Origin of the sequence: Acinetobacter sp. AOR43_HL, from assembly GCF_027854635.1 — a bacterium.
Lineage (GTDB): Bacteria > Pseudomonadota > Gammaproteobacteria > Pseudomonadales > Moraxellaceae > Acinetobacter > Acinetobacter pittii.
Genome location: NZ_JAKTHX010000016.1, coordinates 1 through 24,773, shown reverse-complemented (window position 1 = coordinate 24,773; position 24,773 = coordinate 1). Strand labels below are relative to the sequence as shown.

The 24,773-nt window shown below is 38.5% G+C and carries 20 protein-coding genes and 1 tRNA gene; 10 read left to right on the top strand and 11 right to left on the bottom strand.

What is annotated here, in order from left to right:
* Window positions 1-78 precede the first annotated feature (78 nt).
* From gatC to MKL33_RS06535, 4 genes are all read left to right on the top strand, one after another.
* Window positions 79-393 (top strand): Asp-tRNA(Asn)/Glu-tRNA(Gln) amidotransferase subunit GatC, encoded by a 315-nt coding sequence (gatC, locus tag MKL33_RS06550; protein WP_000107699.1) that lies wholly within the window; start codon window positions 79-81, stop codon window positions 391-393.
* 53 nt (window positions 394-446) lie between these two features.
* Window positions 447-1,925, top strand: a complete 1,479-nt coding sequence (gene gatA / locus MKL33_RS06545) for an Asp-tRNA(Asn)/Glu-tRNA(Gln) amidotransferase subunit GatA (RefSeq protein ID WP_005072830.1) — start codon at window positions 447-449, stop codon at window positions 1,923-1,925.
* A complete protein-coding gene (gatB, locus tag MKL33_RS06540; protein WP_270906691.1) occupies window positions 1,925-3,394 on the top strand; it encodes an Asp-tRNA(Asn)/Glu-tRNA(Gln) amidotransferase subunit GatB in 1,470 nt (489 codons plus the stop codon). Before gatA ends, gatB begins: the two co-directional genes overlap by 1 nt.
* Before the next feature lie 169 nt (window positions 3,395-3,563).
* Window positions 3,564-4,142 (top strand): DJ-1/PfpI family protein, encoded by a 579-nt coding sequence (locus MKL33_RS06535; RefSeq protein WP_270906690.1) that lies wholly within the window; start codon window positions 3,564-3,566, stop codon window positions 4,140-4,142.
* Between the two features lie 78 nt (window positions 4,143-4,220).
* Here MKL33_RS06535 and MKL33_RS06530 read toward each other — a convergent pair whose 3' ends face one another.
* Together MKL33_RS06530 and MKL33_RS06525 are read right to left on the bottom strand one after the other, a co-directional pair.
* Window positions 4,221-4,739 carry a hypothetical protein gene (locus MKL33_RS06530; RefSeq protein WP_032005407.1) on the bottom strand — a complete coding sequence of 173 codons (519 nt, stop codon included), beginning with the start codon at window positions 4,737-4,739 and terminating at the stop codon, window positions 4,221-4,223.
* An 83-nt stretch (window positions 4,740-4,822) separates the two neighbouring features.
* Window positions 4,823-5,890: a DUF1176 domain-containing protein gene (locus tag MKL33_RS06525; protein WP_270906689.1), complete on the bottom strand. Its 1,068-nt coding sequence runs from the start codon at window positions 5,888-5,890 to the stop codon at window positions 4,823-4,825.
* A gap of 124 nt (window positions 5,891-6,014) precedes the next feature.
* Here MKL33_RS06525 and MKL33_RS06520 point away from each other — a divergent pair, with 124 nt between their 5' ends.
* The gene (locus tag MKL33_RS06520; RefSeq protein ID WP_270906688.1) at window positions 6,015-6,764 is read left to right on the top strand and encodes a DUF4850 domain-containing protein; all 750 of its coding nucleotides are present in this window, start codon (window positions 6,015-6,017) and stop codon (window positions 6,762-6,764) included.
* Between the two features lie 41 nt (window positions 6,765-6,805).
* Here the strand turns inward: MKL33_RS06520 and MKL33_RS06515 are convergent, their stop codons facing one another.
* From MKL33_RS06515 to MKL33_RS06485, 7 genes are all read right to left on the bottom strand, one after another.
* On the bottom strand, window positions 6,806-8,854 hold the full coding sequence (locus MKL33_RS06515) for a M13 family metallopeptidase (RefSeq protein WP_270906687.1): 2,049 nt from the start codon (window positions 8,852-8,854) through the stop codon (window positions 6,806-6,808).
* Between the two features lie 266 nt (window positions 8,855-9,120).
* Complete coding sequence (sbmA, locus tag MKL33_RS06510; protein WP_032005414.1) at window positions 9,121-10,314, bottom strand: peptide antibiotic transporter SbmA; 1,194 nt, start codon at window positions 10,312-10,314, stop codon at window positions 9,121-9,123.
* Between the two features lie 238 nt (window positions 10,315-10,552).
* Window positions 10,553-11,788 carry a threonine ammonia-lyase gene (locus tag MKL33_RS06505; RefSeq protein WP_032037380.1) on the bottom strand — a complete coding sequence of 412 codons (1,236 nt, stop codon included), beginning with the start codon at window positions 11,786-11,788 and terminating at the stop codon, window positions 10,553-10,555.
* Window positions 11,789-11,991: 203 nt separating this feature from the next.
* Window positions 11,992-12,966, bottom strand: coding sequence for a patatin-like phospholipase family protein (locus tag MKL33_RS06500; RefSeq protein ID WP_005804673.1), 975 nt, complete (start codon window positions 12,964-12,966; stop codon window positions 11,992-11,994).
* A gap of 170 nt (window positions 12,967-13,136) precedes the next feature.
* Entirely contained in the window at window positions 13,137-14,612 is a 1,476-nt protein-coding gene (locus MKL33_RS06495) for an alanine/glycine:cation symporter family protein (protein ID WP_057062565.1), read from the bottom strand.
* Between the two features lie 99 nt (window positions 14,613-14,711).
* A complete protein-coding gene (locus MKL33_RS06490; protein ID WP_014207545.1) occupies window positions 14,712-14,852 on the bottom strand; it encodes a hypothetical protein in 141 nt (46 codons plus the stop codon).
* 183 nt (window positions 14,853-15,035) lie between these two features.
* Window positions 15,036-15,239: a hypothetical protein gene (locus MKL33_RS06485; protein WP_130119519.1), complete on the bottom strand. Its 204-nt coding sequence runs from the start codon at window positions 15,237-15,239 to the stop codon at window positions 15,036-15,038.
* 509 nt (window positions 15,240-15,748) lie between these two features.
* Here MKL33_RS06485 and MKL33_RS06480 point away from each other — a divergent pair.
* A complete protein-coding gene (locus MKL33_RS06480) occupies window positions 15,749-16,456 on the top strand; it encodes a nitroreductase (protein ID WP_199977930.1) in 708 nt (235 codons plus the stop codon).
* Between the two features lie 25 nt (window positions 16,457-16,481).
* Here the strand turns inward: MKL33_RS06480 and MKL33_RS06475 are convergent, their stop codons facing one another.
* Window positions 16,482-17,696: a multidrug effflux MFS transporter gene (locus MKL33_RS06475; RefSeq protein WP_130173345.1), complete on the bottom strand. Its 1,215-nt coding sequence runs from the start codon at window positions 17,694-17,696 to the stop codon at window positions 16,482-16,484.
* A gap of 127 nt (window positions 17,697-17,823) precedes the next feature.
* Between MKL33_RS06475 and yccS the strand changes: the two genes are divergently transcribed.
* The 4 genes from yccS to MKL33_RS06455 all read left to right on the top strand — a co-directional run bounded on the left by yccS (window position 17,824) and on the right by MKL33_RS06455 (window position 24,318).
* Window positions 17,824-19,998 carry a YccS family putative transporter gene (yccS, locus tag MKL33_RS06470; protein ID WP_151302303.1) on the top strand — a complete coding sequence of 725 codons (2,175 nt, stop codon included), beginning with the start codon at window positions 17,824-17,826 and terminating at the stop codon, window positions 19,996-19,998.
* Between the two features lie 100 nt (window positions 19,999-20,098).
* Window positions 20,099-20,674, top strand: a complete 576-nt coding sequence (locus MKL33_RS06465; RefSeq protein ID WP_014207549.1) for an SdpI family protein — start codon at window positions 20,099-20,101, stop codon at window positions 20,672-20,674.
* Between the two features lie 155 nt (window positions 20,675-20,829).
* Window positions 20,830-23,418 (top strand): PepSY domain-containing protein, encoded by a 2,589-nt coding sequence (locus tag MKL33_RS06460; protein ID WP_141315944.1) that lies wholly within the window; start codon window positions 20,830-20,832, stop codon window positions 23,416-23,418.
* 114 nt (window positions 23,419-23,532) lie between these two features.
* Complete coding sequence (locus MKL33_RS06455) at window positions 23,533-24,318, top strand: YdcF family protein (RefSeq protein WP_161282944.1); 786 nt, start codon at window positions 23,533-23,535, stop codon at window positions 24,316-24,318.
* Between the two features lie 379 nt (window positions 24,319-24,697).
* Here the strand turns inward: MKL33_RS06455 and MKL33_RS06450 are convergent.
* Window positions 24,698-24,773 (bottom strand) — tRNA-Val (locus MKL33_RS06450).

Sequence of the window (24,773 nt, the reverse complement as noted above, 5' to 3'; positions counted from 1 at the left end):
TGTGATGATTTGAACAAGTCAATCGCTTATTATAACGCACGATATTTTGAAAATTTTTAATACTGATTAGGTGATGTTATGTCTACATCGGATGCACAGCATTCAGCAGATTTAAATGCACAAACAGTTTCAGCAATCGCCAATCTTGCTCGATTGTCGCTCAATGATACGCAATCTGCTGAATATGCTCAAAGTCTAAATAAAATTTTAGGCATGATGGAAACCTTAAAAGGCATTGATACGGAAGGCGTAGAACCTTTGAAAAGTCCTTTTGACAATCCTCAACCTTTACGTGCTGATGTGGTAACTGAAAGCAATCATCGAGATGAATACCAAGCAGTTGCGCCTGCAACTCAAGATGGTTTGTATCTTGTTCCTCGCGTGATTGAATAACTTTTACTCAATTAACCCATCTTCCCTATTTTGAATGTAAAGAAATTTTACTCATGACTGATTTACATCGCTTATCAATTCGTGAACTTGCTGAGGGCTTAAGCCAAGCGAAGTTTTCATCTCGCGAACTGACTGAACACTATTTAAAACGTATTGCTAAAATTGACCCACTGGTAAAAAGCTACGTGACGGTTACGCCTGAACAAGCGCTTGCTGAAGCCGACGCTGCCGATGCTGCATTAAAAGCAGGTAATGCAACCGCTTTAACGGGTATTCCTCTTGCGCATAAAGATATCTTTTGTACCAAAGGCATTAAAACAACTGCCGGTTCAAAAATACTAGACAACTTCATCTCTCCATACGACGCAACTGTTGTTGAAAAAACTAAAGCAGCTGGTCTGGTCACTTTAGGTAAAGTGAACATGGACGAGTTTGCAATGGGTTCAACTTCAGAAAGCTCGTATGTTGGTGCAACAAGTAACCCATGGGCACTCGACCACGTTCCTGGTGGCTCATCAGGGGGTTCTGCTGCGGCTGTAGCAGCTGATTTAGCACCTTTTGCTACAGGTACTGATACAGGTGGCTCAATTCGTCAACCTGCCTCTTTCTGCGGTTTAACAGGCTTAAAACCAACCTATGGTCGTGTATCTCGTTTCGGGATCATTGCTTATGCATCATCTTTAGACCAAGCGGGTCCAATGGCTCGTTCTGCCGAAGACTGTGCTTACCTCATGAATGTAATTGCAGGTCATGATGCAAAAGACTCGACTTCGGTTAAAAAAGAAGTTGATGACTACGTTGCAAACTTAAACAACACATCTGTAAAAGGTTTACGCATTGGTATTCCTAAACAGTACTTTAACGTTGCAGGCTTAGATGCTGATGTAAAAGCACGTGTTGAAGAGTCTTTGAAAAAGCTTGAAGAAATGGGTGCAACACTTGTTGAGATTGACCTCAACATGACTGAAGCCTATGTTCCAACGTATTACCTCATCGCGCCAGCAGAAGCATCTTCTAACTTGTCACGTTACGATGGTGTTCGTTACGGCTACCGCTGTGAAAACCCTGCTGATTTGATGGATCTTTACAAACGCTCTCGTTCAGAAGGTTTTGGTCCAGAAGTTCAACGTCGTATTCTCATTGGTACTTATGCGCTTTCTGCGGGTTATTACGATGCTTACTATGTGAAAGCACAAAAAGTACGTCGTTTAATTCAACAAGACTTCTTAAAAGCATTTGAAAATGTGGACGTGATTGCGGCTCCTGCTGCTCCAACAACTGCATATAAAATTGGTGCGAACTTAAGCCCAACAGAAATGTATTTAGGCGATATTTATACACTTGCAGTGAACTTGGCAGGCTTACCAGCGATTAATGCTCCTGTTGGTTTTGATAAAGACAGCTTACCTGTAGGCTTACAGTTGATTGGTAACTATTGGTCAGAATCACAATTATTGTCGATTGTTCATCAATACCAACAAAACACCGATTTCCATACTCAACGTGCGGCAATTGCTGAGGAGAACGCATAATGGCTGAAGCTCAAAAGTTGAAATTGATTGACGGTTGGGAAGTCGTTATTGGTATCGAGATTCACACTCAGCTTGCAACCAATTCTAAAATTTTCTCTGGTTCATCGACTGAATTTGGTCAAGACCCAAACACGCAAGCGAGCCTTGTGGACTTGGCAATGCCGGGTGTACTTCCAGTTTTGAATGAAAAAGTGGTTGATCTTGCAATTCGCTTCGGTCTTGGAATTGATGCTTACATCGACCAAGCATCAGTATTTGCACGTAAAAACTACTTCTACCCTGACTCGCCAAAAGGCTACCAAATTAGCCAAATGGACAACCCGATTGTGGGCTTGGGGCACATCGACATTCAGCTTGAAGATGGTACGACTAAACGCATTGGCGTAACTCGTGCTCACCTTGAAGAAGATGCTGGTAAATCCGTACACGACCAATTTGAAGGTATGTCTGGCATTGACTTAAACCGTGCTGGTACACCTTTACTTGAAATCGTTTCTGAACCAGACATGCGTTCAGTTGAAGAAGCTGTTGCTTACATTAAAGCGATTCATACATTAGTACGTTGGTTAGGTATTTCTGACGGTAACATGGCAGAAGGTTCATTCCGTGCGGACTGTAACGTATCTTTACGTCGTCCGGGCCAACCTTTTGGTACGCGCTGTGAACTTAAAAACCTCAATTCATTCCGTTTCATTGAGCAAGCGATCAATGTTGAAATTGAACGCCAAATGGAAATTTTGGAATACGACGGAAGTATCGACCAAGAAACTCGTTTGTTCGATCCAAACAAAATGGAAACGCGTTCAATGCGTTCTAAAGAAGAAGCAAACGATTACCGCTACTTCCCAGATCCAGACTTGTTACCTGTGATTATTGCTGATGAGCAAATTGAAGCTGCTCGCGCTGCACTTCCAGAGCTCCCTGCTGCTCGCCGTGCGCGCTTTATCGCAGACTTTGGTGTAACTGAGTACGATGCACATGTACTTACGCTCTCACGCGAAATGGCAGACTTCTATGAAGCTGTTGTGGCTGCTGCTGGCGGTGCGAAGCAAGGTAAAGTATCAGCAAACTGGGTAATGGGTGAATTCTCAGGTGCGTTAAACAAAGCTGGCCTAGACTTAGCAGACTCTCCTGTTTCTGCTGAACAACTTGGCGGCATGATTGCACGCATTATTGACAACACCATTAGCGGTAAGATTGCTAAACAAGTCTTTGGCTTTATGTGGGAATCGGAAGGTAAATCTGCCGATGACATTATTGCAGAAAAAGGCTTAAAGCAAGAAACTGACACAGGTGCAATTGAAGCGATCATTAAAGAAGTACTTGCAGCCAATGAAAAAATGGTTGAAGAGTACAAGTCTGGTAAAGAAAAAGCCTTTAACGGTCTTGTTGGTCAAGTCATGAAAGCTTCTAAGGGTAAAGCTAACCCTGCTCAAGTAAATGAATTAATGAAGAAGTTGATTGGTTGATTTCATTAGTCAACTCAAGAAAAAGCCTCGATTTATCGGGGCTTTTTTTACATCCTTATGAAACATCCTTCGACTAAAGAATGTGCTTTTTGCTAAAAATCATACTTTCATTGTGCTAATTTAAATTAAAAATTGAAATCACATATATTTTAAATAAGAGAGATAAATCATGTCTAAAAAGATTTTAATGTTGGTCGGTGACTATGCCGAAGACTATGAAACTATGGTTCCCTTTCAGTTCTTAACTGGTCTAGGTTATACCGTGCATGCTGTTTGCCCAAATAAAAAGAACGGCGACCATATTGCAACGGCTATTCATGATTTTGAAGGTGAGCAAACTTATAGTGAAAAACGTGGCCACAACTTCGCGATTAATTATGATTTTGATGCCGTTAATACCGAAGACTATGTAGGTCTAGTGATTCCGGGTGGTCGTGCACCAGAGTATTTACGCATGAATGATCGTGTTGTCGAAATTGTACGCGAGTTCGATAGAGTGAAAAAACCGATAGCAGCCGTATGCCATGGCGCTCAGTTACTGGCAGCGGCAGATGTATTACAAGGTCGCCTCTGCTCAGCTTATCCAGCATGTGCTGCCGAAGTAAAATTGGCAGGTGGACAATACGCAGATATTGCTGTGACTGAAGCAGTTACAGATGGTCATTTAGTGACTGCTCCAGCTTGGCCTGCACATCCAGCTTGGTTAGCTCAATTTGTGAAAGTTTTAGGGGCTACAATTACGATCTAAAGAGATCTCTTTATCCCAAATACAATAAAGCCTGCTGTTAGATAGCAGGCTTTATTACTAAAATAGAAAACTAGATTTTTATCTTGTAATCCCTAATTTATTCCAAATTTCTGGTGTTAAAAACGTCGTCACTAATTTATTTAAATCGATATAACGCAATGTACCTTGTAACTGCTGTTTAACGGCCGGGTCTTTAACAATATCTTCACCCGCACTTTGACCTAACTGTTGAAAAGCCTCTCCAACCGCCTTCACACCTTCAGCCTGAATTACAGCTTTGGTCTGAGCAGAACATTGCTCCACAATCACACGTTGTAAAACCTGAGCCAGTTTTTGGTCTAACTGATCTTTTTGCTCAGGCGTTACATTACTAAATGCTTTTAAATCTGGATGAGCAGCTAAAGCCGTAAATGTCCATTGAAGTACAGTAGTTTTGTCTGAAGCCGTTGTAGCCTTAACTAAACAATCACTGAGCTGATCAACCGTTGGTCCAGCCATCGCAATTTGAGTAGTCCCCAACACAGCAGCAGCCACACATATTGAACGGCTCAGGTGTGAAAACTTACGGCGAACAATAGCGTAAAGATGATGTGACATAGGTCTGGCTCCAATAAACAATCTGTTCTTTTTATCACAGAGTCACTAAAGTTACCTGTTATGACTCTGTAACCACAAAATACTTATTTCACCACAGACTCTATTCGATCAAGCTCCCACACTCCACCTGCTGCCAAGCCTTTACACATACCCGTCCACATATCCTTAGTATGTACAAAACTCTTACCATCCCACACCCATTCTTCACTTGCCCAGCAGTCTCCAATGCCTCTTCCCTTTTGAGCACTACTGATAATACCGCTATCAAAATCTGAAGCGGACTCAGTCACAAATGTTGCCTTACCATTTAAAGACTCATCTAACACCCAAGCACCATATCCTTCATTATAAGCCCCTCTCCAGCACAACGTAGTCGCCAGAACTTTCTTATTGGTTAGTTTATATAGCTCAATTTTCTGTGGTTCAGCTCCATCGCTATTACCGCCATAAACGCCTTCACAAAAGCCATCTTCTTTCTGATTCGGTTTAGCAGCCATCAAACTACGATGTATGGCTTGGTACTTTTTATTTTTAGGCTGTAAAGTTAAATAAGGTTTGTTTGAAGTCTTAATACGTTTAACAAGTAGTTTTGGCTCAGGCATAAGCACTTTGGTTTCATTGGCGCTGCCCTTTTTAACCAAAGCACCAACAGTTCCGATACGCTTCTGAAAATCATCCATTTTTAGTAACACAGCAGTCATTCCAGCATCGGAAATTTTCCATTCATGCTGAGCATTTTTAAATACAATTTCGGTCTTCTGTTTGGACTGCTGTAGTAAAGCATTGACTTGTGAGCTGTTGAGTTTACCCATAAGTGGTAACTCAGTACCATCTACAGTCACAGCGCCTAAATCTTTGCCATTTATATAAAAATGAATATTTTTAAGCTGGTTTGCTGGCATGCTTTGCTCATAGTCTGACAAAGCAAATTCAATCTGCACAGGTTGTTTTGGGCCTGTTTTACGTGTTAATAAAATTGAAGCTGGGTTATCACCATTTTCTTCATTTTGATACCCTGCAGCCTTACATGTTCCCGTATTGCTGCAAGAAACTTCCCACTCTTGGTGTGAAAATGAAATACCTTTGATGTCTTGAGCAAAACTATAAGAACTCATTACTGCCAAACAGCAAATTGAAAGCATATTTTTCATTATTTCATATCTCTATAAGTCTGTTTTATTATGAAGTTAACAATAGTGTTAAATTTTGAGTTACCGTCTAGTTTAAAAGAATATGCTAGATTTATATAAAATTTAAATTGATTACTTTCTAAAAATGAAAAAACTGAATTTTTTATTATTTACTGCATTTACCTGTCTAACCTCATCTGCTTATGCAGAAGTAAAAAGCTTTACTCCCCATTTCCCCAAATTTTATAGCTCTGCTGCAACCCGCAAAGCAGACAATCAGTTCTACACTCTAGGAGAGGCAAAATTTTTAAACGGCGTTACAGTTCCGTTTTATGGTGTTACTGCACAGAACCCAATGGAGGATGGTTTACTTAAAGATTTTGAAAAATGCACGCCTAAAAGCTGCCGTTTTAATTTTCAACTCGATGCTCAACATGCCAAGCAACTCAAGCTTCTTGCATTACCTGAAACAGGTTTAGTGCTCGTTCCAAGAAACTGGCAAGATGTGCAAGCAAATGCGGGTGCTAACGGGACTGGTTTTGCTCTAATAATGAGTACAGATCAAAAACAAGCAATAGAACTTTATGATTCTTCATTTTGTGTTGGCTGTGGACTACCAAATGCAACTCTTTATTTTCCTGAGCTGTTAAAAGAAAGTCTTGAAAATGAATTCGGTGATTATAAAGACCCTAAAAAACTAATTAACATTGTTCATCCTTCTAAGAAAGTGGCTTTTTTTAGTTATCAAATTCCACAAGTGAACAATAAAACGCATGGTATAGCTAAATATGATGATGAAGACACTTTTAACTATAAAGAGATTCAAGTCACCTTAGATAAATCTCAACAGTCTTTAGTAGGACCTATCCTTAATTTTTATAATACAACCCATTAATCCAATACTTATAAAAAACCCGCTTTCGCGGGTTTTCTTAATCACCAAATAGTTACCCGCTTCTCTGGTGGTAAATACATCTGATCATCTTCGTTTATTTTAAAAGCCTCATAAAATGGTTTTTGATTCATTAAAGCTCCATTGCCACGTACTTTATCAGGAGAGTGAGGATCTGTTTTTAAATAGATAACCGCTTGAGCTTCGCGGGTTTTCGCACGCCAAACTTGAGCCCACCCCATATAAAAACGTTGCTCACCAGTCCGTCCATCAATTACAGGGGCTGGCTTACCATCTAATGCAATTTGATAAGCCTTATAGGCAATTGCTAACCCGGAGTTATCTGCAATATTTTCCCCTAATGTTAATTCACCATTAACATGATAACCAGCAATCGGTTCATAACGGTTATATTGTTCAATCAACGCTTGTGTTTTAGCTTTAAAATGCTGATGATCTTCAGCATTCCACCAGTTTCTCATATTGCCCAATTCATCAAACTGACTCCCCTGATCATCAAAGCTATGACTAATTTCATGGCCAATCACAGCACCTATACCACCATAGTTCACTGCATCATCTGCCTTTATATTAAAAAAAGGTGGTTGTAATATCGCTGCTGGAAATACAATTTCATTCAATGATGGATTGTAATAAGCATTCACCGTTTGTGGTTTCATATACCATTCATCACGATCAACCGGCTTACCCAATTTATTAAGTTCATATTGGTATCTAAACTCACTTGCACGAATTATATTTCCAACTAAATCATTTTTAGCGATGTGCAGACCAGAATAATCACGCCACTTTTTTGGATACCCGATCTTTATTGACATGTGAGAAAGCTTTTTACGAGCTTGTATTTTCGTCGCAGGACTCATCCAGTCCAATTCTGTAATGCTTTGGTCATAAGCACGAATCAGATTTTGCACCAATAATTCTATCTGTTGTTTTTTCTCAGCAGGAAAGTATTTTTCAACATAAAGTTTGCCAATACCATCTCCCAGAACCTTATCAACAAGCTGTACACCACGCTTCCAACGCGCTTCTTGTTCAGTAATATCTCGAAGTGTCTTGTTATAAAAATCAAATTTATTATTTACAAAAGCGCTATTTAGTAATGGAGAAAAATTATTTATCAAATGCAATTTAAAATAAGCTTTCCATATATCTAAGGGTGTATCTTGAATAATTGTATTTAAGCCCTGAAAGTAGTCTGGCTGATTTACCTGAATAGTATTAATTTTTCCTTTTAATTCAGTTGCTGTTAGATAACCTTGCCAATCAAATACAGGTGTTAGTTTATATAAATCTTTGATTTTGTATTTATTGTAGCGTTTTGCAAGATTACGATTTTGTACATTACTCCATTGTATTTTTGCCAACTGAGTTTCAAGTTTTAAAATTTCCTGAGCATGTTGTGCTGCTTGCGAGTCTCCAGCAAGTGTTAAAGTTTTTTCAATATACTTTAAATACTGTGCACGAGTTTCAATAAATTTTTTATCATCTTTCAAATAATAATCACGGTCAGGTAGACCCAAACCACTTTGCTCCAAACCAGCCACCATTTCAGTAGATTGTTTCATATCCTGTTCAATGCTTAGACGGATTGGGCTATTGACATCAATACGAGCAAAATGTGCCATTAAAATTGCAATTTGATTCTTATTTTTCAATTTATCAATTTGATTTATCTTATTTTTTAGGGGACTAATACCTTGCTTCTCAATACTTTTTTCATCCATAAAGCTAGCATATAGAGTAGCTACTTTTTGCTCTAAACTACCATCCACCCACTTTTGACCAGAGAGCTCTTCTACAATTCCATGTACTTGGCTGATTGATAACTCACGGAGCTGATTAAAAGCTCCCCAACTTGCTTTATCAGCTGGGATTTCAGTATTTTTTAACCAAATACCATTTACATGTGAATAAAAATCGTTCTTTTCATTAATAGAGGAATCAATATATTGTTGATCTATACCTGATATTTTTTTGATTTGAGAATTTGTTACTAATTCCGCACGTACCAAATTAGCAGAAGTCATAAGTGCAATCGTAAGAGCACTTTTAAGTAAAATAGATTTCAAAGACTTAACCTCATATTTAAATATTTAATGATCTAAAACAATAGCTTAAAGTGATTATTTTTTATTAATTAAGCGAATGGCAAAATTAAAACCAATATAGAAGCAAGTTTTATACCGCGAAAATATAATATTTTCAAAAATATATTTTTATATAAATCAAAATTATAAACGAAGAAACTTACCAAATCTTTTATTCTACTAAATACTTAATATTCTAAAGATGCCATGGCTTGAACCAAGGCATCTTTCAGAGATATGATTACTTTTTAATCTAAAATTTTCTCAAATATTCTTAAACGCTTATAAATTGAAAGCAGTTCAATAATCGTTTTCCATGAACTAATTAAATATTGGAATGATTCACGGACTTTATCAAAAACATTACCTATTTGCGTAATTAAACCCAATGTCATTTTACCTGCGGCAATAGAAGGGAATAAAACAACTAGACTATATAAAATATCTAATTGGATATACCAAATACTAACTAAATTAAAATAAGAGTAATGCAGATATAAACGGAAATAATTCAGCCTAACACTTGAGAACAATTCTCTTAATGTTTTTGGCTGTGCACGCTCCTCATGATCCTCACCATAGACAAGTTCTTTACGATAGGCAGCTTCTACTTTTTGATTATTAAACTGTAAACCAGGTAATTTAATACCAACCACCATTAATAGAACAGTACCAAAAACAGCCCATACAATTGCAGCCCAGACCAATGAATGATCAATTTCACCTACAATAGGCAGTACTCTAACTTGTTTAGAAAGTTCAAAAAGAATAGGTAAAAAGGCAATTAAAACCATTATAGCCTTAACAAAATTTACTCCGAGGTCTTCTAAAACAGAGGCGAAACGCATGGTATCTTCTTGAACACGCTGTGAAGCCCCCTCGATATGACGAAGCTTTTCCCAATGCTCTGTGTAATATTCATTCATTGCTGTACGCCAGCGGAATACATAATGACTAGCAAAAAAAGCATTAATAACAGCTAAAGTCACACCGACCATCGCAATTAAAAGAAATGTAACTGTTCCCATATAAAGTTTATTAATATCACCACCACCGTGATCCAACATACTTTGAATGAGATTATAAAAAGGCCCATACCATGCATTAACAGCTACACTAACCTGAACGCTAAACCAGATATTGAATAAAATAAACGCCGAGCCCCACACAGACCAACGTTGCCAAGGGTTATTCGATATAGTCCTCCAGAAACCAGCAAAAAGCGCAGTAGAGACTAAAAACCAAACATAAAACCATAAGAAAGTGGGAGACCAAAAACGGCTCACACCTAATGGTGGTTGAACATCATGGTAGCCCTTAGCAAAGCCGATAAAAGTTCCCCATGTGTTCCCACCTGAGTACCAGAGCACCATATTGAGCGCGATCCAAATGACCGCAGATATAAAAAAATACCTTGGTGATGGAAAAAATGATTTGAACATTGAGCGTGGATATCCCTATATTTCTTCAAATTTACAATGAAAGGAATACTAAAACCTAAACCTTAAAATTGTGAAGGGTAAAGTTTAGAGAATTGTCAGTTTTTCCTGTTCCATTGAAGGATTTGATCGTTTTTTTGTAAATTAATCCCTTTTTTGGCAATTTAATCCATTTAAATTACCTTGTATATGACTCTCGATAGAGCCATATACAGCTTTTATAACACAGTGATATCAGAGATTAAATCTCTTCTTTACGAACAATATAGCCTTCTAATTGCATTGCTTGAATGAGCAAATCTAGGTCTGAGGCACTCTTTAACTCTACATCAACGCTTACAGCGCTTTCTTTGGCACGGCTTGTTGCCGCAAAGCGTTCATGACGTAGTTCATAAATATTACCACCTTGCTCAGCAATAATGGCCGTCAAACGAGCTAAAGCACCTGGATTGTCCGGTAATTCAACACGAATACGAACCATACGGCCTGTACGGGTTAAATGGCGTTGTAATACAGAGACCATAACACGTGTATCAATATTTCCACCCGACAGCACCACACCTAATTTATGACCTAAAAATAGATTGGGACGCGACATAATTGCAGCAATACCTGTCGCTCCTGCTCCTTCACATACTGTTTTTTCAATATTAAGTAATAGTGCAATCGCTTCTTCAATCATGTCCTCAGTAACAACGACAATGTCATCAACATATTCTTTAGCAACTTGGGTCGTAAGCTCACCTGGAGTTTTTACCGCAATACCTTCAGCAACAGTAGAGCCCATTGAAACCGCATGTTGATAATTGCAAAGTAGTTTTGCCATACTTGGGTATACAACTGACTGCACCCCAATAATTTTGATTTTTGGATTGATCGCTTTAGCAGCAATTGCAATACCAGAAATTAAACCACCACCACCAATTGGCACAACCAAAATATCCAGATCAGGCACAGCCGCAAGCATTTCAAGTGCAATGGTGCCTTGACCCGCAATAATTTCAGCATCATCAAATGGGTGGATAATCGTTAAAGATTCTTCTTGTGCAACACGATGCATTTCAGCAGCAGCTTCTGAAAAGTCCTGCCCATGCAAAATAACGCGCGCACCGTACTCACGTACTCGTTGCACCTTAACATTTGGCGTAGATTTCGGCATTACAATAGTTGCAGTCACACCTGTCCGCTGAGCATGGTAGGCTACACCTTGTGCGTGATTGCCTGCCGAAGCTGCAATAACACCATGTTGCTTTTCTTGCTCAGATAAACACAACAGTTTATTCAGAGCACCCCGCTCTTTAAATGAAGCTGTAAATTGTAAGTTTTCAAATTTCAACCACATCTCAGCCCCTAAGGTTTTAGAAATGGTCTCTGAGAAAACAAAGGGAGTTTTTACAACTAAACCTTCCAAACGCTCTGCGGCAGCATGAACATCATCTAATGTTGGAAAGCCATTTTTAACCTGTTGCTGTATCATTTATCCAGTCAGCCTCAATACACTACAAATCAATTATTTTTAAAAAACGGCAACAATATTTCATATTAACCATTAGAGTTTTCAGCATATCCAACATGTCTCTAATATACAAAAAATTTTATTCCAAAAATTGAAGATTTAGACTTCCATAAAAAAAGCCCTATGTGGGCTTTTTTTATAATTTTCAGAATATTAACGTTTATTTATTGGCTTTGAGCACTCAAGCCTTCCGTAGACATATTTTGTTCAGCTATTTTTTCATCAATAGCAAACTGAATATCAGAAAGCTTGGCATTAGCTGCATCTATACCAGATTTCATAGTAGCTTCACGGCCTTTGACATCAAAAATATGTGCTTTTTCTCTTAAATCTGGCTGAATAACAACATCTGCATATTGTAATTCTTCTGCTGCCAAACGCCCTTGCATGATATTAATATTCTGGTTAAACAGTCCCCAGACATTCGATGTTTCTGTGTAAATAGGCTGAGCTAAAATATCAACTGCAATAATGACATCAGCCCCTAAATCACGAGCTACTTCAACCGGTACAGGACTCACCAACCCACCGTCTACATATTCAGATTTACCAATTTTAGTCGGCACAAACATACTCGGAATCGAAGCAGAGGCTCTCACGGCTTGCCCAGTATTGCCGTAGTTAAATACGGTCTTAGTGCCATGCTTCAGTTCAGTTGCCACCACATACATTGGAATCTTCATTTTTTCGAGTGGCATATTATTTACTTGCTGGTTAACGTAGTTCTCTACTTTTTTACCATCAAAAAAACCTTTTAGACCGATACTAATGTCACGGACGTCACCAGCTTTCATTTTTAAAGCAGTATCACGCAGTTCAGCAGGTGTTTTACCACTCGCATAAATTGCCCCAACAATACTACCCGCACTCGTACCTACAATAAAATCCGGGCGAATACCATGTTGTTCTAAAACTTCAATCACCCCAATATGAGCATAACCTCGTGCTCCACCGCTACCCAATACAAGCGCAACAACAGGACGTTTTTGCATTTTTTTAATTCTTGCAAAAGGTTGATCGACAGGACGAGCATAAGCTTCTGTCGTTTGCGGTTTTAGAGCAGCAGACAAGTGTGTGGTGGTCTGGCATCCCGCCAACACCATAGAGAGTCCGAGAACCCACAATTTAAGCTGTTTCATGGCCCATCTTCGCACTATGAGGTTTAAGTTCGGATTGCAATTTTAGTTGCTACTTTCGTGAAAAGCTGTAGTGAATTTATTTAATTTGTCATGTTTAAAATTTAGACTCAAGTATTTTATTTGTCCCCTATATAAAAAAGGCCCCTTATGTATAAGAGGCCTTTTGAAACTTACCAGATATCTGAATCAACTTTTTTCTTCAATTCCGGATACTTGTCAATTTTAAACTCAGGCTCTTTAATGCCTCGTTTTAATTGCTCGCGGTAATCTTTTAACAAAGTACGTGCCATTGGCGTTAATAGTAAAATTGCAATCAAGTTAATGGTTGCCATGATACCCATAAACAAGTCAGCCATTGACCAAACGAGTGGAACACTACCGATTGCACCGAAGTACACCATCACCAATACGAAAATTCGGAAGATAAACATGACTTTCGGGTTGTTATTAATAAACTGTACATTACCTTCTGCATAAGCATAGTTACCTAATACAGCTGAATAACAGAATAAGAATAATAGAACCGCTAGGAAATCAGATCCCCAATGCCCAACTTGAGTTTCTAAGGCACGTTGTGTTAATTCAACACCAACAAAACCTGCGTCTTGGTAAACGCCAGAAACTAAGATGATGATTGCAGTACTTGTACATACAATGAACGTATCTACGAATACACCAAGCATCTGTACTAAACCTTGGTTTACAGGATGTTTTACATCAGATGCAGCAGCTGCGTTTGGCGCAGAACCCATACCTGCTTCGTTTGAGAACAAACCACGTTTAATACCTTGCATCATTGCCATTGACACTGCCGCACCGAAGAAACCACCTGCCGCAGCATTGAAGTGGAAAGCTTCAGTCACAATCAGCTTTAAAATATCAGGCAAAATTGCATAGTTACTAATTGCAATATAGAGAGCAACGGCTAGATAAAGACCCGCTTTTAAAGGTACAAACATCTCTGCAAATTTAGCGATACGTTTAATACCACCAAAAATTGCCAATGCAACCATAACGACAAGCGCAAGGCCAACCCATGAAATTTCTAGATCAACACCACCTAAATGAGCAATAAGATTAGCTTTGTCCCAACCCCAAGCATGTGAAGAAGCATTAGCAATCGCATTAATTTGGACTGAGTTGAATACGAAACCGTAGGTAAAAATGAGTGCTAGTGCGAAAACCACACCAAAGGTTTTACTGCGTAAACCTTGGGTAATATAGTAAGCTGGTCCACCGCGGAACTGTTTAGTCTTGTTATCTCGAACTTTAAAAAGCTGAGCAAGTGTAGACTCAATAAAAGCAGAGCTCATACCAAGTACGGCAGTTACCCACATCCAGAACACAGCGCCAGGGCCACCAATTGCGATCGCAATTGCCACACCTGCAATGTTACCCACCCCAACACGGCTTGCAAGACCCGTTACAAAAGCTTGGAAAGGTGTAAGTCCATGCTCATCTTCGCCTTCTGTACGGCTGCTTTTCATGACACGGATACTTTGCAAGAACATGCGGATCTGCACTGCCCCCGTTAAGACCGTATAAAAAATACCGACAGCCAGCAAGAAAATAACCAGAAAATCCCATAAAGGATCATTAAAAAATTGTACCCACGACATCAGTGTGGCATTGAGTTGTTCGTTCATACTCGGTCCGCTTACGTTCTTGCTAATGTGCTAATAGCACAAGCCAAAATACTGCAATAAACAAAAAAGCCCCTCAAAATAGGGACTTCTTCAGTACATTTAAGGAAAAACTTTTAATGTCACTTGAATAGCAATTAACGTCACAAGTTTAAGCAACATAATGCCCAGCACTAAGCCTTTGAAGGTCGCATGAGAGAAAGCACCCTTCAGATAAAATGAATTCATCGCACCACTGAACATATTCCCATTTGGGTGAACAGAATGCATCGACTCGGCTACAAACTTGGAAACTAACAAATGACCACCGCTAAATCAGCTCGCTTAATGATTCCCATCAATTAATCGAGTTATAAAAATCTGGATTTAAGCCAATAAGCATATTTACATATACTTGAGAGCGAATGTCTAAAATGGATATGAATTTCAAAGACTGTAACGAGCCATCGCCATAACGCGGCTATCTGCGCCCTTTTCCCTCTGATTGGAGAAGAGTGCATTTAGATCTGTACCAAGCTGTTGTATTTCTTGTAGCTCAGTAGTTGCGTGAGTTACGTTCATTTTCATGGTTGCAATGGTAATCGCCAATCCTTGTTTCATGAACTGCTTGTTGATGAGCGGTAAACTCATGTAAAGCTCCTTATTCCTCGTGTATTTCTCCATTTCTACACTCAAATCCTTTTTGTAAAGGGATTTTGCATGCAGCCATTTCTTTCCTAACATGAGTATGGAGAAATCATACCTGCGTAAAAAAGTCGGTATTATGCAGAAATTTAAAATTTTGTGTATGTTTTTCATTAAAATTTTATGTTATTTCCGATTGCTTTTCATCCAAAACCACCTGTTTTGCACTGTTTTTAAACATATTATACCTTTTTTTCAATTGAGTAATTTTTAAACCAACTGATGCTATAGATTTATTTTTTAGTCAAAAACATCATATTTTTTTGTCTATTTAGATCTAAAGTGGCATATTCACATTAGATTTAATTAGACATTATATCGAAACTAAACACATCATCATATCTTTAAGGATATCCCTTTTCTAATATTTTTTGCTTATAAATGAAGTACTTTCAAAACATGAAATTAAACTTCAAAAAAGTATGAAGTATTTAAGAAAAGATATAGGAGTACGCATGAATCTGGAACAAGTTCGTCTCGTTGATGAAGCTATCACTTCTCGACATTCTGTCCGCGCTTTTTTAAATACTCCAATTGAGCCAGAAGTCATTAAAGATATATTACGAGTCGCAAGTCGAGCACCTTCTGGAACGAACACCCAACCATGGAAAGTCTATGTGGTCACAGGTAAAAAGCGTGATGAAATAGTTGAACGTGTCTGTGCTGCACAAATTGAAGTTTCAAAAAATCCTGAACTTGCAGAACGATATAAAGAAACTTTTGCCTATTACCCTGAAAAATGGATATCTCCTTTTATTGACCGTCGCCGCGAAAATGGTTGGGGCCTTTATGGTTTACTCGAAATCAAAAAGGGTGAAAAAGAAAAAATGGCTGAACAGCAACTACGTAATTTTAAACTGTTTGATGCACCAGTCGGTCTTTTCTTTACCGTAAATAAAACTATGGGAATCGGTTCTAAAATGGATATCGCAATGATGATCCAAAACGTGATGGTCGCTGCCAAGGCACGTGGTTTAGATACATGCCCACAAGCAGCTTGGAATCATTTTCACCCTATTGTTTTAGATATAGTGGGTGCATCAGATGATGAAGAACTAGTATGTGCAATTGCGTTAGGCCATGCTGACCCTAATCATATTGTAAATACCTTTATTACACCTAGAGAACCTGTTGAAAATTTCACAGTTTTTCTAGACGAATAAGCTATAAGTGGCCATTCTCTAAAAGCTATGAGAATGGCTTGGTTTCGACCTGTTGTGTCGCTTTCAAGACGACAATAAAACCACTTAGTGTAAATAACACCATCATCACCCCCATATTGAGCGATGCAGACCAAATCAGGAAGTTAAGAAGCACGCCACCTAAAAGGCCACAAGCGAATTGCATACTTCCCATAATTGCACTTGCTGTTCCAGCGCGAGCACCTTGTTTGGACATTGCTAACGCCATCGCATTTGGGCCTGTTAAACCAATGCCTGAAATAGCTAAAAACAACCCTACCATAACCAGCCATAAAGGCGCCGCAGGAATTAAACCCGCAATAAATACAATGATGGCTCCAGTCACTTGCACAAGTGAACCCGATTTTAAGCGTTTGGTAATTTCAACACGTGTCGTTAAATGCTTGTTTAAAGATGACATTAACATAATGCCAAAAGCATTTAGTCCAAATACGTAGGCAAATTCTTGCTGATTAAGCCCGTACTGATCCATAAAAACCGCAGGCGCTGAGCTGATATAGCAAAATAATGCAGCCCCTGTTAAACACCCTGCAAACATAGGTAAGCGGAAACTCGCATCTTTGAAAATAGCTCCATATAAAGTCACCACTTGATAGAGCGATAGCTTAAGCCTTTTATCATTTGCCAAAGTTTCCTTAAAAAAGAAATGTACACACAGCCAACATAGTGCACCCACAACTGAAAGCGCAATAAAAATAGCCTGCCAAGGGAACCAAATTAAAATCCATGCTCCGATCATAGGAGCCAAAATTGGTGCAAGCCCCATGACAATCATCATGCTTGAGAAAGCTTGTGCAGAGCCTTGTACGTCCAATTTATCGCGTATTGCAGCACGAGCCATGACTACGCCAACACAACCACCTAAAGCTTGTAAAATACGGGCCGCAATCAAGCTCCATTCATTAGTAGCCATTACACAAAATAAGCTTGCGACTGCATAAAGCGCGAGGCCAAAGTAAAGTGGTTTCTTTCTACCGATACGATCGCTTAAAGGACCATAAACCAACTGCCCAATGGCTAAACCAAAAAAATAAGCTGGTAGTGTATTTGCCACCATTTGCGTACTTACCCCAAAATCATGGGCCATTTGTGGTAACGCAGGTAAGTACATATCAATGGATAACGGCCCTAAAGCCGTAAGTAAAGCGAGCAACATAATCCAGCCAATAGAATATTGACGCTGGGCTGTTTGTTCAGACATAACGATATTTCATTTTTCACTCATTTGCATACAGACAAGCTTACACTGTCTATCGTATGATTTGTGCAACATTGGTGTAGAAATACACAAATCCTTTATCACTCAGGTTGATCAGCAAGGACTTCATTTGAAATCTTGGTTTAAACGCCTAAAAAGAGCGACTTATAACACAACATTTATGTATAACGTGCGAATGCTGATAGCCTTTTCAGGAACTGCTTTCGTGCCTTATTTTTTAGGCTATCAATTAGCAACTATTCCACTCACTTTAGGTGTAGTCGCAGCAGGTTTGAGTGATATTGATGATCGCTTTTCCGTGCGAATCATGAACCTAATTTATACTTATATTGGGTTCTTCGTTACCGCAGCTTCTGTACAACTACTTTTCCCCTACCCAATGGCTTTTGCCTTAGGGTTGATTGCTTCATGTATTGGCTGGATTTTACTAGGTTCATTAGGACGTCGTTACGCCACCATTTCTTATGGCTGTTTGGTTGTTTCGGTCTATACAATGTTGGGTGTTCACCTTTTCGATCACTGGTATATTCAACCTGCTCTTTTAGTTGCAGGCGCTGCTTGGTATGGCCTCATTGCAACGATTAGCTTTTTGCTATTCCCCGTTCGCCAACTTCAAGACAAACTCGCAGCGTCTTATGCCTCTCTAGGTGATTTTCTATTTGCGAAATCAAACTTATTTGATGTAGATATGACTCCTGCCAGCTATCAGCAAAGCATGATTGAGTTGTCATTAGAAAATGGTAAATTAATTACGATTTTTAATGACTTAAAAACAGCTTTATTGACTCGTTTAAAAGGTGACCGTGGACAAAAAGATACACGTCGAAGCTTACATTATTATTTTGTCGCTCAAGACATTCATGAGCGTGCTGACTCAGCCCATATCGACTATCAAAAGTTAGCCAAAATTTTTCAGCACAGCGATATTTTATTTAGATTTCAACGAATTTTGGCAGTTCAAGGTAAAGCTTGCCAAGAGTTAAATGAATGTATTTTACAACGTAAACCCTATAAACATAACAAACGTTTCAAGCAGAGTTTTGAGAACTTAAGACTATCTTTAGAGAAGCTAAGACGTGATCAGCATTATGATCTTTTATGGGTAAATGCTCTTTTCGCTTTATACCAAAATTTAAAATCTATCGACTCTCAGTTACTTAACTTGGAAACGGAACAACACATTCAGTCTGATAAAGTTAAACAAGCAGAGAACCAGCTTAAAGATGATGATTTACAAGGATGGAATGATATTGTCATCCGAATAAAGCAAAATTTAACTCCTGAATCTGTACTTTTCCGCCATGCAATTCGCGTCTCAATCGTTCTTTTTATTGGGTATGTGCTGATTCAAATGACCAATATCGAGTACGGCTATTGGATTATGCTTACAGCCCTATTTGTAAGCCAACCTAACTTCAACGCAACCAAACGTCGCTTACGCTTACGAATTGTCGGAACATTAGTCGGAATTATTGTTGGTCTTACCATTGTATTTCTCGTGCCTTCCGTCGAAGGACAACTATTAATGTTGATCTTGAGCGGGGTACTGTTTTTTGAGTTACGCAGTAAGCAATATGCTCAAGCAACCGCATTTATTACAATTTTGGCATTAATTAACTTTAATCTAGATGGCTCGGCAATGGCTGCTGCTATTCCGCGATTTGTAGATACTTTAATTGGATGTGCCCTAGCTTGGTTTGGTGTGACCTTTATTTGGCCTGACTGGAAATTCCGACGCTTACCTCGCAACATCAGACGTTCATTACAAGCTCAATGCAATTATTTAGCTGAAGTTGTTAAACAATATCATGAAGGTCGCAATCATGCGTTGAATTACCGTATTGTAAGACGAGCTGCTCATAATACAGATGCCGAGGTTGCTTCACTTATTTCAACTTTAGCAACAGAGCCAGACTTTGACCCTACCCGTAAGTCGGATATCTTTGAATTTTTATGTTTAAACCATACATTTTTAAGTTATATCGCCGCACTTGGAGCACATCGAGAAAGCATTCAAGATCAAGCTGTTCTTAAACTCTTAGACCAAGCGCTAGATGATATTCAGGGGGCTTTATTGAGAGATGAGATGCCTGATCTTACAGCACAAAATATGCTCCAGACGATACGTCAACGTTTGAGCCAAAATAATGAAGAGGATCAAAAATCACTCATCATTTTACAGCAGCTATCACTCATGCTTGGTGTATTGAACCGTTTTAGTATGCTAAAACAACGTCTAAGTCATGATCTTGATAACGATGCCAGCGAGCTTGCATCGTTATAAATTTGAGTCGGAAATTAGTATGAAATTGGCATAATATCCTTTCCTGACTTATGCCAATTAATGCTAAACTTAAAACAGTTTACAATTTGTTATTTGCACTATGACCGCGAAAACTTTATACGCTTATACGCTTCAGCCTGTTCCCTATGACGTGTCAGAAGCTGAACAACGTAATGCACAGCTTCTTATCTGGCGCAGCACTAATAAAATCAGCACAAAAATTTGGGCAATTATGGGTGTCATTTTAGCCCTAGCTATATTAGGTCTTATTTTTATTAAGAACTACTCTACTGTTTTTTGCTGGGTTGCTATTGTTGCTGTAGTACTTTACTACCTAGGTCGTAAATACGGATTAGAGTGGTACGTTAAACGCAAAATGAATGAATTTCCGGTACAGGAAATCAAAGGTATTCGTTTAGGTGTGCAGCCTCATGGTATTGTGATGCGTCAACAAATGGGCTTACAAGAAGGCGTAGGTACTATTGGATGGAAAAATATCTACGAATGGTACAATACACCTGATTTTATTTTGGTCAATTTCAAGGTAAAAGACCCAAAAGGCCAAGAACAACAAGGTGCTTATATCCTACCTAAGCGCATGGATTCGAAAAACTTCTCGTTCAATACAATTCGCACACACTTAAAAGAATCTGTAGGCGAACCAAAAACCTTGTAATTCTAGATTTTATAAAAAGCCTCCTCATGGAGGTTTTTTATTAAGCTAAAAATAAATGATAATGAAAATTAATATTATCTCCAAAATCCATATTATCTCCCCAATCTTCGGCTATACTTCGTTACAAGATCTCCATCATATTTACATTTTCGACCATGTTTAAAAAAATTTTATTTCAAATTCATTGGTTTCTGGGTATTACTGCTGGCCTCATCTTATCCATTATGGGTGTTACAGGGGCAATTTATTCTTATGACCAACAAATTTTAAAATGGGTGAATTCTGATAGTTATGTTGTTCAAGCTGAAAACACTCCAAAATTAACTCCTGCTCAGCTTTACCAGCATTTCAATACAACCCAACCTGAAATCAAAATTAATAGCATTACGATCGCCAAGGACCCCACCTCTTCTTCTGTGGTGAATATTGAAAAAGAAGGTGAACGCCGTGGCTATAATATGATGGTGAACCCTTATAACGCTGAGGTTCTTCCAGATGTTAAAGGTCGAAAGTTATTGTTACTCATACAACAAATTCATCGTAATTTAACAGCAGGTGAAGTTGGTAAACAAATTACTGGGGCCTGCGCACTCATGCTAATTTACTTCGTACTCAGTGGGTTATATTTACGTTGGCCTAAAAAGCACTCTGCTCGTCAATGGCTTGCTGTTAAACCGAAACTCAAAGGCCGGAATTTTATTTGGGATCTACATGCTGTTGTCGGCACATGGGTCATTGTTTTTTATCTTCTTTTCGCATGTACAGGACTATATTGGTCTTATGATTGGTGGCGTAGTGGCATGTTCAAAGTGATGGGAGTTGAACAGCCTAAACGACAAGATCATGGCGCTACTCCTCAAAATCAAAATCGTGGAATACAGCAAGGTAAACAATCTGACCGTAATAATGATAAAAAATCAGAGCCTCAATTAGATAATACTCAACTCATTACAGTACTTAATCAAACATGGAGTGGCTTCAATAGTCAGGTTGGACGTGATTATTCGACTCTAACATTAAGCTTACCGAAAAAAGATGATGGAAAAATTGAGTTAAGCTTTGTCGATGCTACCCCACAACACGAACGGGCACGTAACCAAGCCATCTATAATTATCAAACTGGCAACATCGAAAAGATGGAGCTTTACGAAGACAAAAAGCTTAATCAAAAGATTATGAGCAGCATGTTGCCTGTACACCGCGGTAGCTTCTTTGGACCAATTTATCAATTCGTTGCGATGCTTGCCTCTCTAGCAATGCCTTTGTTCTTAGTTACTGGGTGGATGCTTTACCTTAAACGCCGTAAACAGAAAAAATTAACACAGGCGGCTCGTCAGTCTTTAGCAGGACAATACATTGATCCAAATGCAAAGCCTTGGCTTATTACTTATGCAACTCAAACAGGCGTAGCTGAACAACTCGCTTGGAGTACGGCAACAAGTTTACAAGAGGCTCATCAACCTGTTCAGGTAAAACCTGTACAGCAGCTAACACAAACTGATTTAGAGCAACATCAGCAGGTTTTATTTGTGATCAGTACTTATGGTACTGGTGATGCTCCTGATCTCGCGACAAGCTTTGCTAAGAAACTTTTAAAATTGAATGTGGATCTTAAGCACATCAACTATGCTGTTCTAGCGCTAGGCTCTAAAGAATATCCAGACACTTACTGTAGTTTTGGCCATGCCGTGGATGCTTGGCTTAAAGCAAATGGTGCTCATGCTCTCTTCAATACAATTGAAGTTGATAATGCAAACCAATCGGATATTCAAAAATGGAACCAATCTCTTGCGAAGGCAACTAAATTAGATTTGCATGCGGTAAATCTGGAAAAAGTATTTGATAGTTGGACATTGCAGCAACGTGATTTACTCAATCCAAATAGCTTAGGTCAGCCTGCTTATAATATTGAACTTAAAGCAAATCATGAAGCGATATGGCAAGCGGGTGATATTGCCGAAATCCAGCCTGGTAATAGTCCTGAACGTATTCACGCTTTTTTGCAAAAGCATCATATTCTTAAAAATTCAAAAGTTGATTCATTACAGATTTCAATTGAAAAAGCTCTTTGGAACAAAGATTTAACGGGAGAAATTGAACCATTTGCCAATCTGGATCATTTATTAGAGCAGCTCCCTACTCTACCAACGCGAGAGTATTCGATTGCGAGTATTCCTTCTCAGCAAGTCCTTCGTTTGGTTGTACGCCAACAATTTGATGCGTCTGGTAATTTAGGTTTAGGGTCAGGTTGGCTGACTCAACATACACAAGTTAATAATGAAATTGCTTTGCGTATTCGTACCAATGAATCATTCCATCTTATTGATGATAACCGCCCTATTATTTGCATTGGTAACGGAACAGGTATTGCTGGCTTAATGAGCCTATTACACACCCGTACACGTCATGATTACACTGAAAACTGGTTAATCTTTGGTGAACGTCAAAGAGCATGTGATTTCTTCTATGAATCAACTATTGAGGCATGGAAAACCACAGGAATGTTAAAACGCCTCGATTTAGCATTTTCGAGAGATCAAGAACAACGCATGTATGTTCAAGATGTAATCCGTCAGAATGCAGCAGAATTAGTAAGCTGGGTAGAACGGGGTGCTGTTCTGTATGTATGCGGTAGTATTGATGGTATGGCAAGTGGAGTCGATCAAGCACTTATCGAAATTCTAGGTGAAGAACAGGTAGATGATTTAAGACAACAAGGCCGTTACCGCCGTGATGTTTATTAAAGATCAATAAAAACAAAAACCGAGTAATAGCTTAAATGCTTTACTCGGTTTTTTATTGCATTCAGAATGATTTTGCATACACTGTCTGCAATTTAAATTGCAACTCTAAGCACAATGCAAGTCAGTAAGTGGATCCGTATTTTCCTAGCAATCATTGGTTCGATTTTATTTCTAGATGGATTAGTTCTAATTTGTCTCAATAAAATTAATGTAGGCACCGTTATTCCTTTAATTTTAGGTGCTTTCTTCTGCCTATATTCCTTATTTTATTATCATTTAGAACGCTTTTTCTTCTATCACTATCGCTTACACACACTTTGGCGTTTTGGATGGTTATGCTTCTGGATATGGTTAGTTGGCTTAGGCTATTTTTTTAGCTTTATTAAAGAAAATAAAGATACTTCAAATAATATTCCTCCAGTAAAAGCAATTATTGTCTTAGGAAGCGGTGTTGAGAATGGTCAGCCATCCACAATTCTTGCAAAACGTTTAGATACGGCCGCCCCTCTAGCCCTAAAACAGCAGCAAGCACAGATTGTTCTAACAGGTGGTCTTGATTTTTCAGAAAAAGAAAGCGAAGCATTGGTTATGTCTCGTTATCTTGAACAAAAGTATCATATCGCAAGAGATCAAATGATCCTTGAAGATAAAAGCACCAGCACAGAGCTTAACTTAAAAAATAGTAAACCCTTATTAGAACAGCACCACATTACCTTAGACCAGCCAATCGCTATTGTGACAAGTGATTTTCATATTCCTCGAGCAATAGCAATTGCAAAAAAACAGGGCTATACCCAAGTTTATGGGATAGCGGCCGAGACACCATTAGCTACTCGCTACAATGCATGGTTACGTGAATATTTCGCATATGCAAGTGGATGGCTTTTAAACGAATATTAAAAATAATTTAATAAAAAAAACTGCTATTTAAAAAATAGCAGTTTTTTTATTTGTGAAAATATTAGTGATCGGTACAAATACAGAGTTGATGTAAGCTGAAGATCATAAATTGCAAGTTAGATTCTTATCTTTAGCCACTAATAAAGAAATTTAATAAGGAGGAGGAAGCCCATCAACAGCAAGAGTAAAAAAACACTAATGCTAAAAAATTAAGAACTAGCGATCAATAAAAAGAATAACTTAAAGGTATAAGGACTTTAATTTTAGAATAGAAACGTTGTATCTACACTGAGTCACGTAGTAAATAAATTTACATGTAAGTATAAGATATTTATAGATGAATATGAATTTAGGGAATTTAAATTTCTGATAGAAATTATGGTGGGCGCTGACGGGATCGAACCGCCGACATTCTGCTTGTAAGGCAGACGCTCTACCAACTGAGCTAAGCGCCC

Excerpts from the sequence above, each read along its gene's own strand:
- gatC (WP_000107699.1), top strand. The coding sequence starts at position 79 with ATGTCTACATCGGATGCACAGCATTCAGCAGATTTAAATGCACAAACA.
- gatA (WP_005072830.1), top strand. The coding sequence starts at position 447 with ATGACTGATTTACATCGCTTATCAATTCGTGAACTTGCTGAGGGCTTA.
- gatB (WP_270906691.1), top strand. The coding sequence starts at position 1,925 with ATGGCTGAAGCTCAAAAGTTGAAATTGATTGACGGTTGGGAAGTCGTT.
- MKL33_RS06535 (WP_270906690.1), top strand. The coding sequence starts at position 3,564 with ATGTCTAAAAAGATTTTAATGTTGGTCGGTGACTATGCCGAAGACTAT.
- MKL33_RS06530 (WP_032005407.1), bottom strand. The coding sequence starts at position 4,739 with ATGTCACATCATCTTTACGCTATTGTTCGCCGTAAGTTTTCACACCTG.
- MKL33_RS06525 (WP_270906689.1), bottom strand. The coding sequence starts at position 5,890 with ATGAAAAATATGCTTTCAATTTGCTGTTTGGCAGTAATGAGTTCTTAT.
- MKL33_RS06520 (WP_270906688.1), top strand. The coding sequence starts at position 6,015 with ATGAAAAAACTGAATTTTTTATTATTTACTGCATTTACCTGTCTAACC.
- sbmA (WP_032005414.1), bottom strand. The coding sequence starts at position 10,314 with ATGTTCAAATCATTTTTTCCATCACCAAGGTATTTTTTTATATCTGCG.
- MKL33_RS06505 (WP_032037380.1), bottom strand. The coding sequence starts at position 11,788 with ATGATACAGCAACAGGTTAAAAATGGCTTTCCAACATTAGATGATGTT.
- MKL33_RS06500 (WP_005804673.1), bottom strand. The coding sequence starts at position 12,966 with ATGAAACAGCTTAAATTGTGGGTTCTCGGACTCTCTATGGTGTTGGCG.
- MKL33_RS06495 (WP_057062565.1), bottom strand. The coding sequence starts at position 14,612 with ATGAACGAACAACTCAATGCCACACTGATGTCGTGGGTACAATTTTTT.
- MKL33_RS06490 (WP_014207545.1), bottom strand. The coding sequence starts at position 14,852 with ATGTTCAGTGGTGCGATGAATTCATTTTATCTGAAGGGTGCTTTCTCT.
- MKL33_RS06485 (WP_130119519.1), bottom strand. The coding sequence starts at position 15,239 with ATGAGTTTACCGCTCATCAACAAGCAGTTCATGAAACAAGGATTGGCG.
- MKL33_RS06480 (WP_199977930.1), top strand. The coding sequence starts at position 15,749 with ATGAATCTGGAACAAGTTCGTCTCGTTGATGAAGCTATCACTTCTCGA.
- MKL33_RS06475 (WP_130173345.1), bottom strand. The coding sequence starts at position 17,696 with ATGTCTGAACAAACAGCCCAGCGTCAATATTCTATTGGCTGGATTATG.
- MKL33_RS06465 (WP_014207549.1), top strand. The coding sequence starts at position 20,099 with ATGACCGCGAAAACTTTATACGCTTATACGCTTCAGCCTGTTCCCTAT.
- MKL33_RS06460 (WP_141315944.1), top strand. The coding sequence starts at position 20,830 with ATGTTTAAAAAAATTTTATTTCAAATTCATTGGTTTCTGGGTATTACT.
- MKL33_RS06455 (WP_161282944.1), top strand. The coding sequence starts at position 23,533 with ATGCAAGTCAGTAAGTGGATCCGTATTTTCCTAGCAATCATTGGTTCG.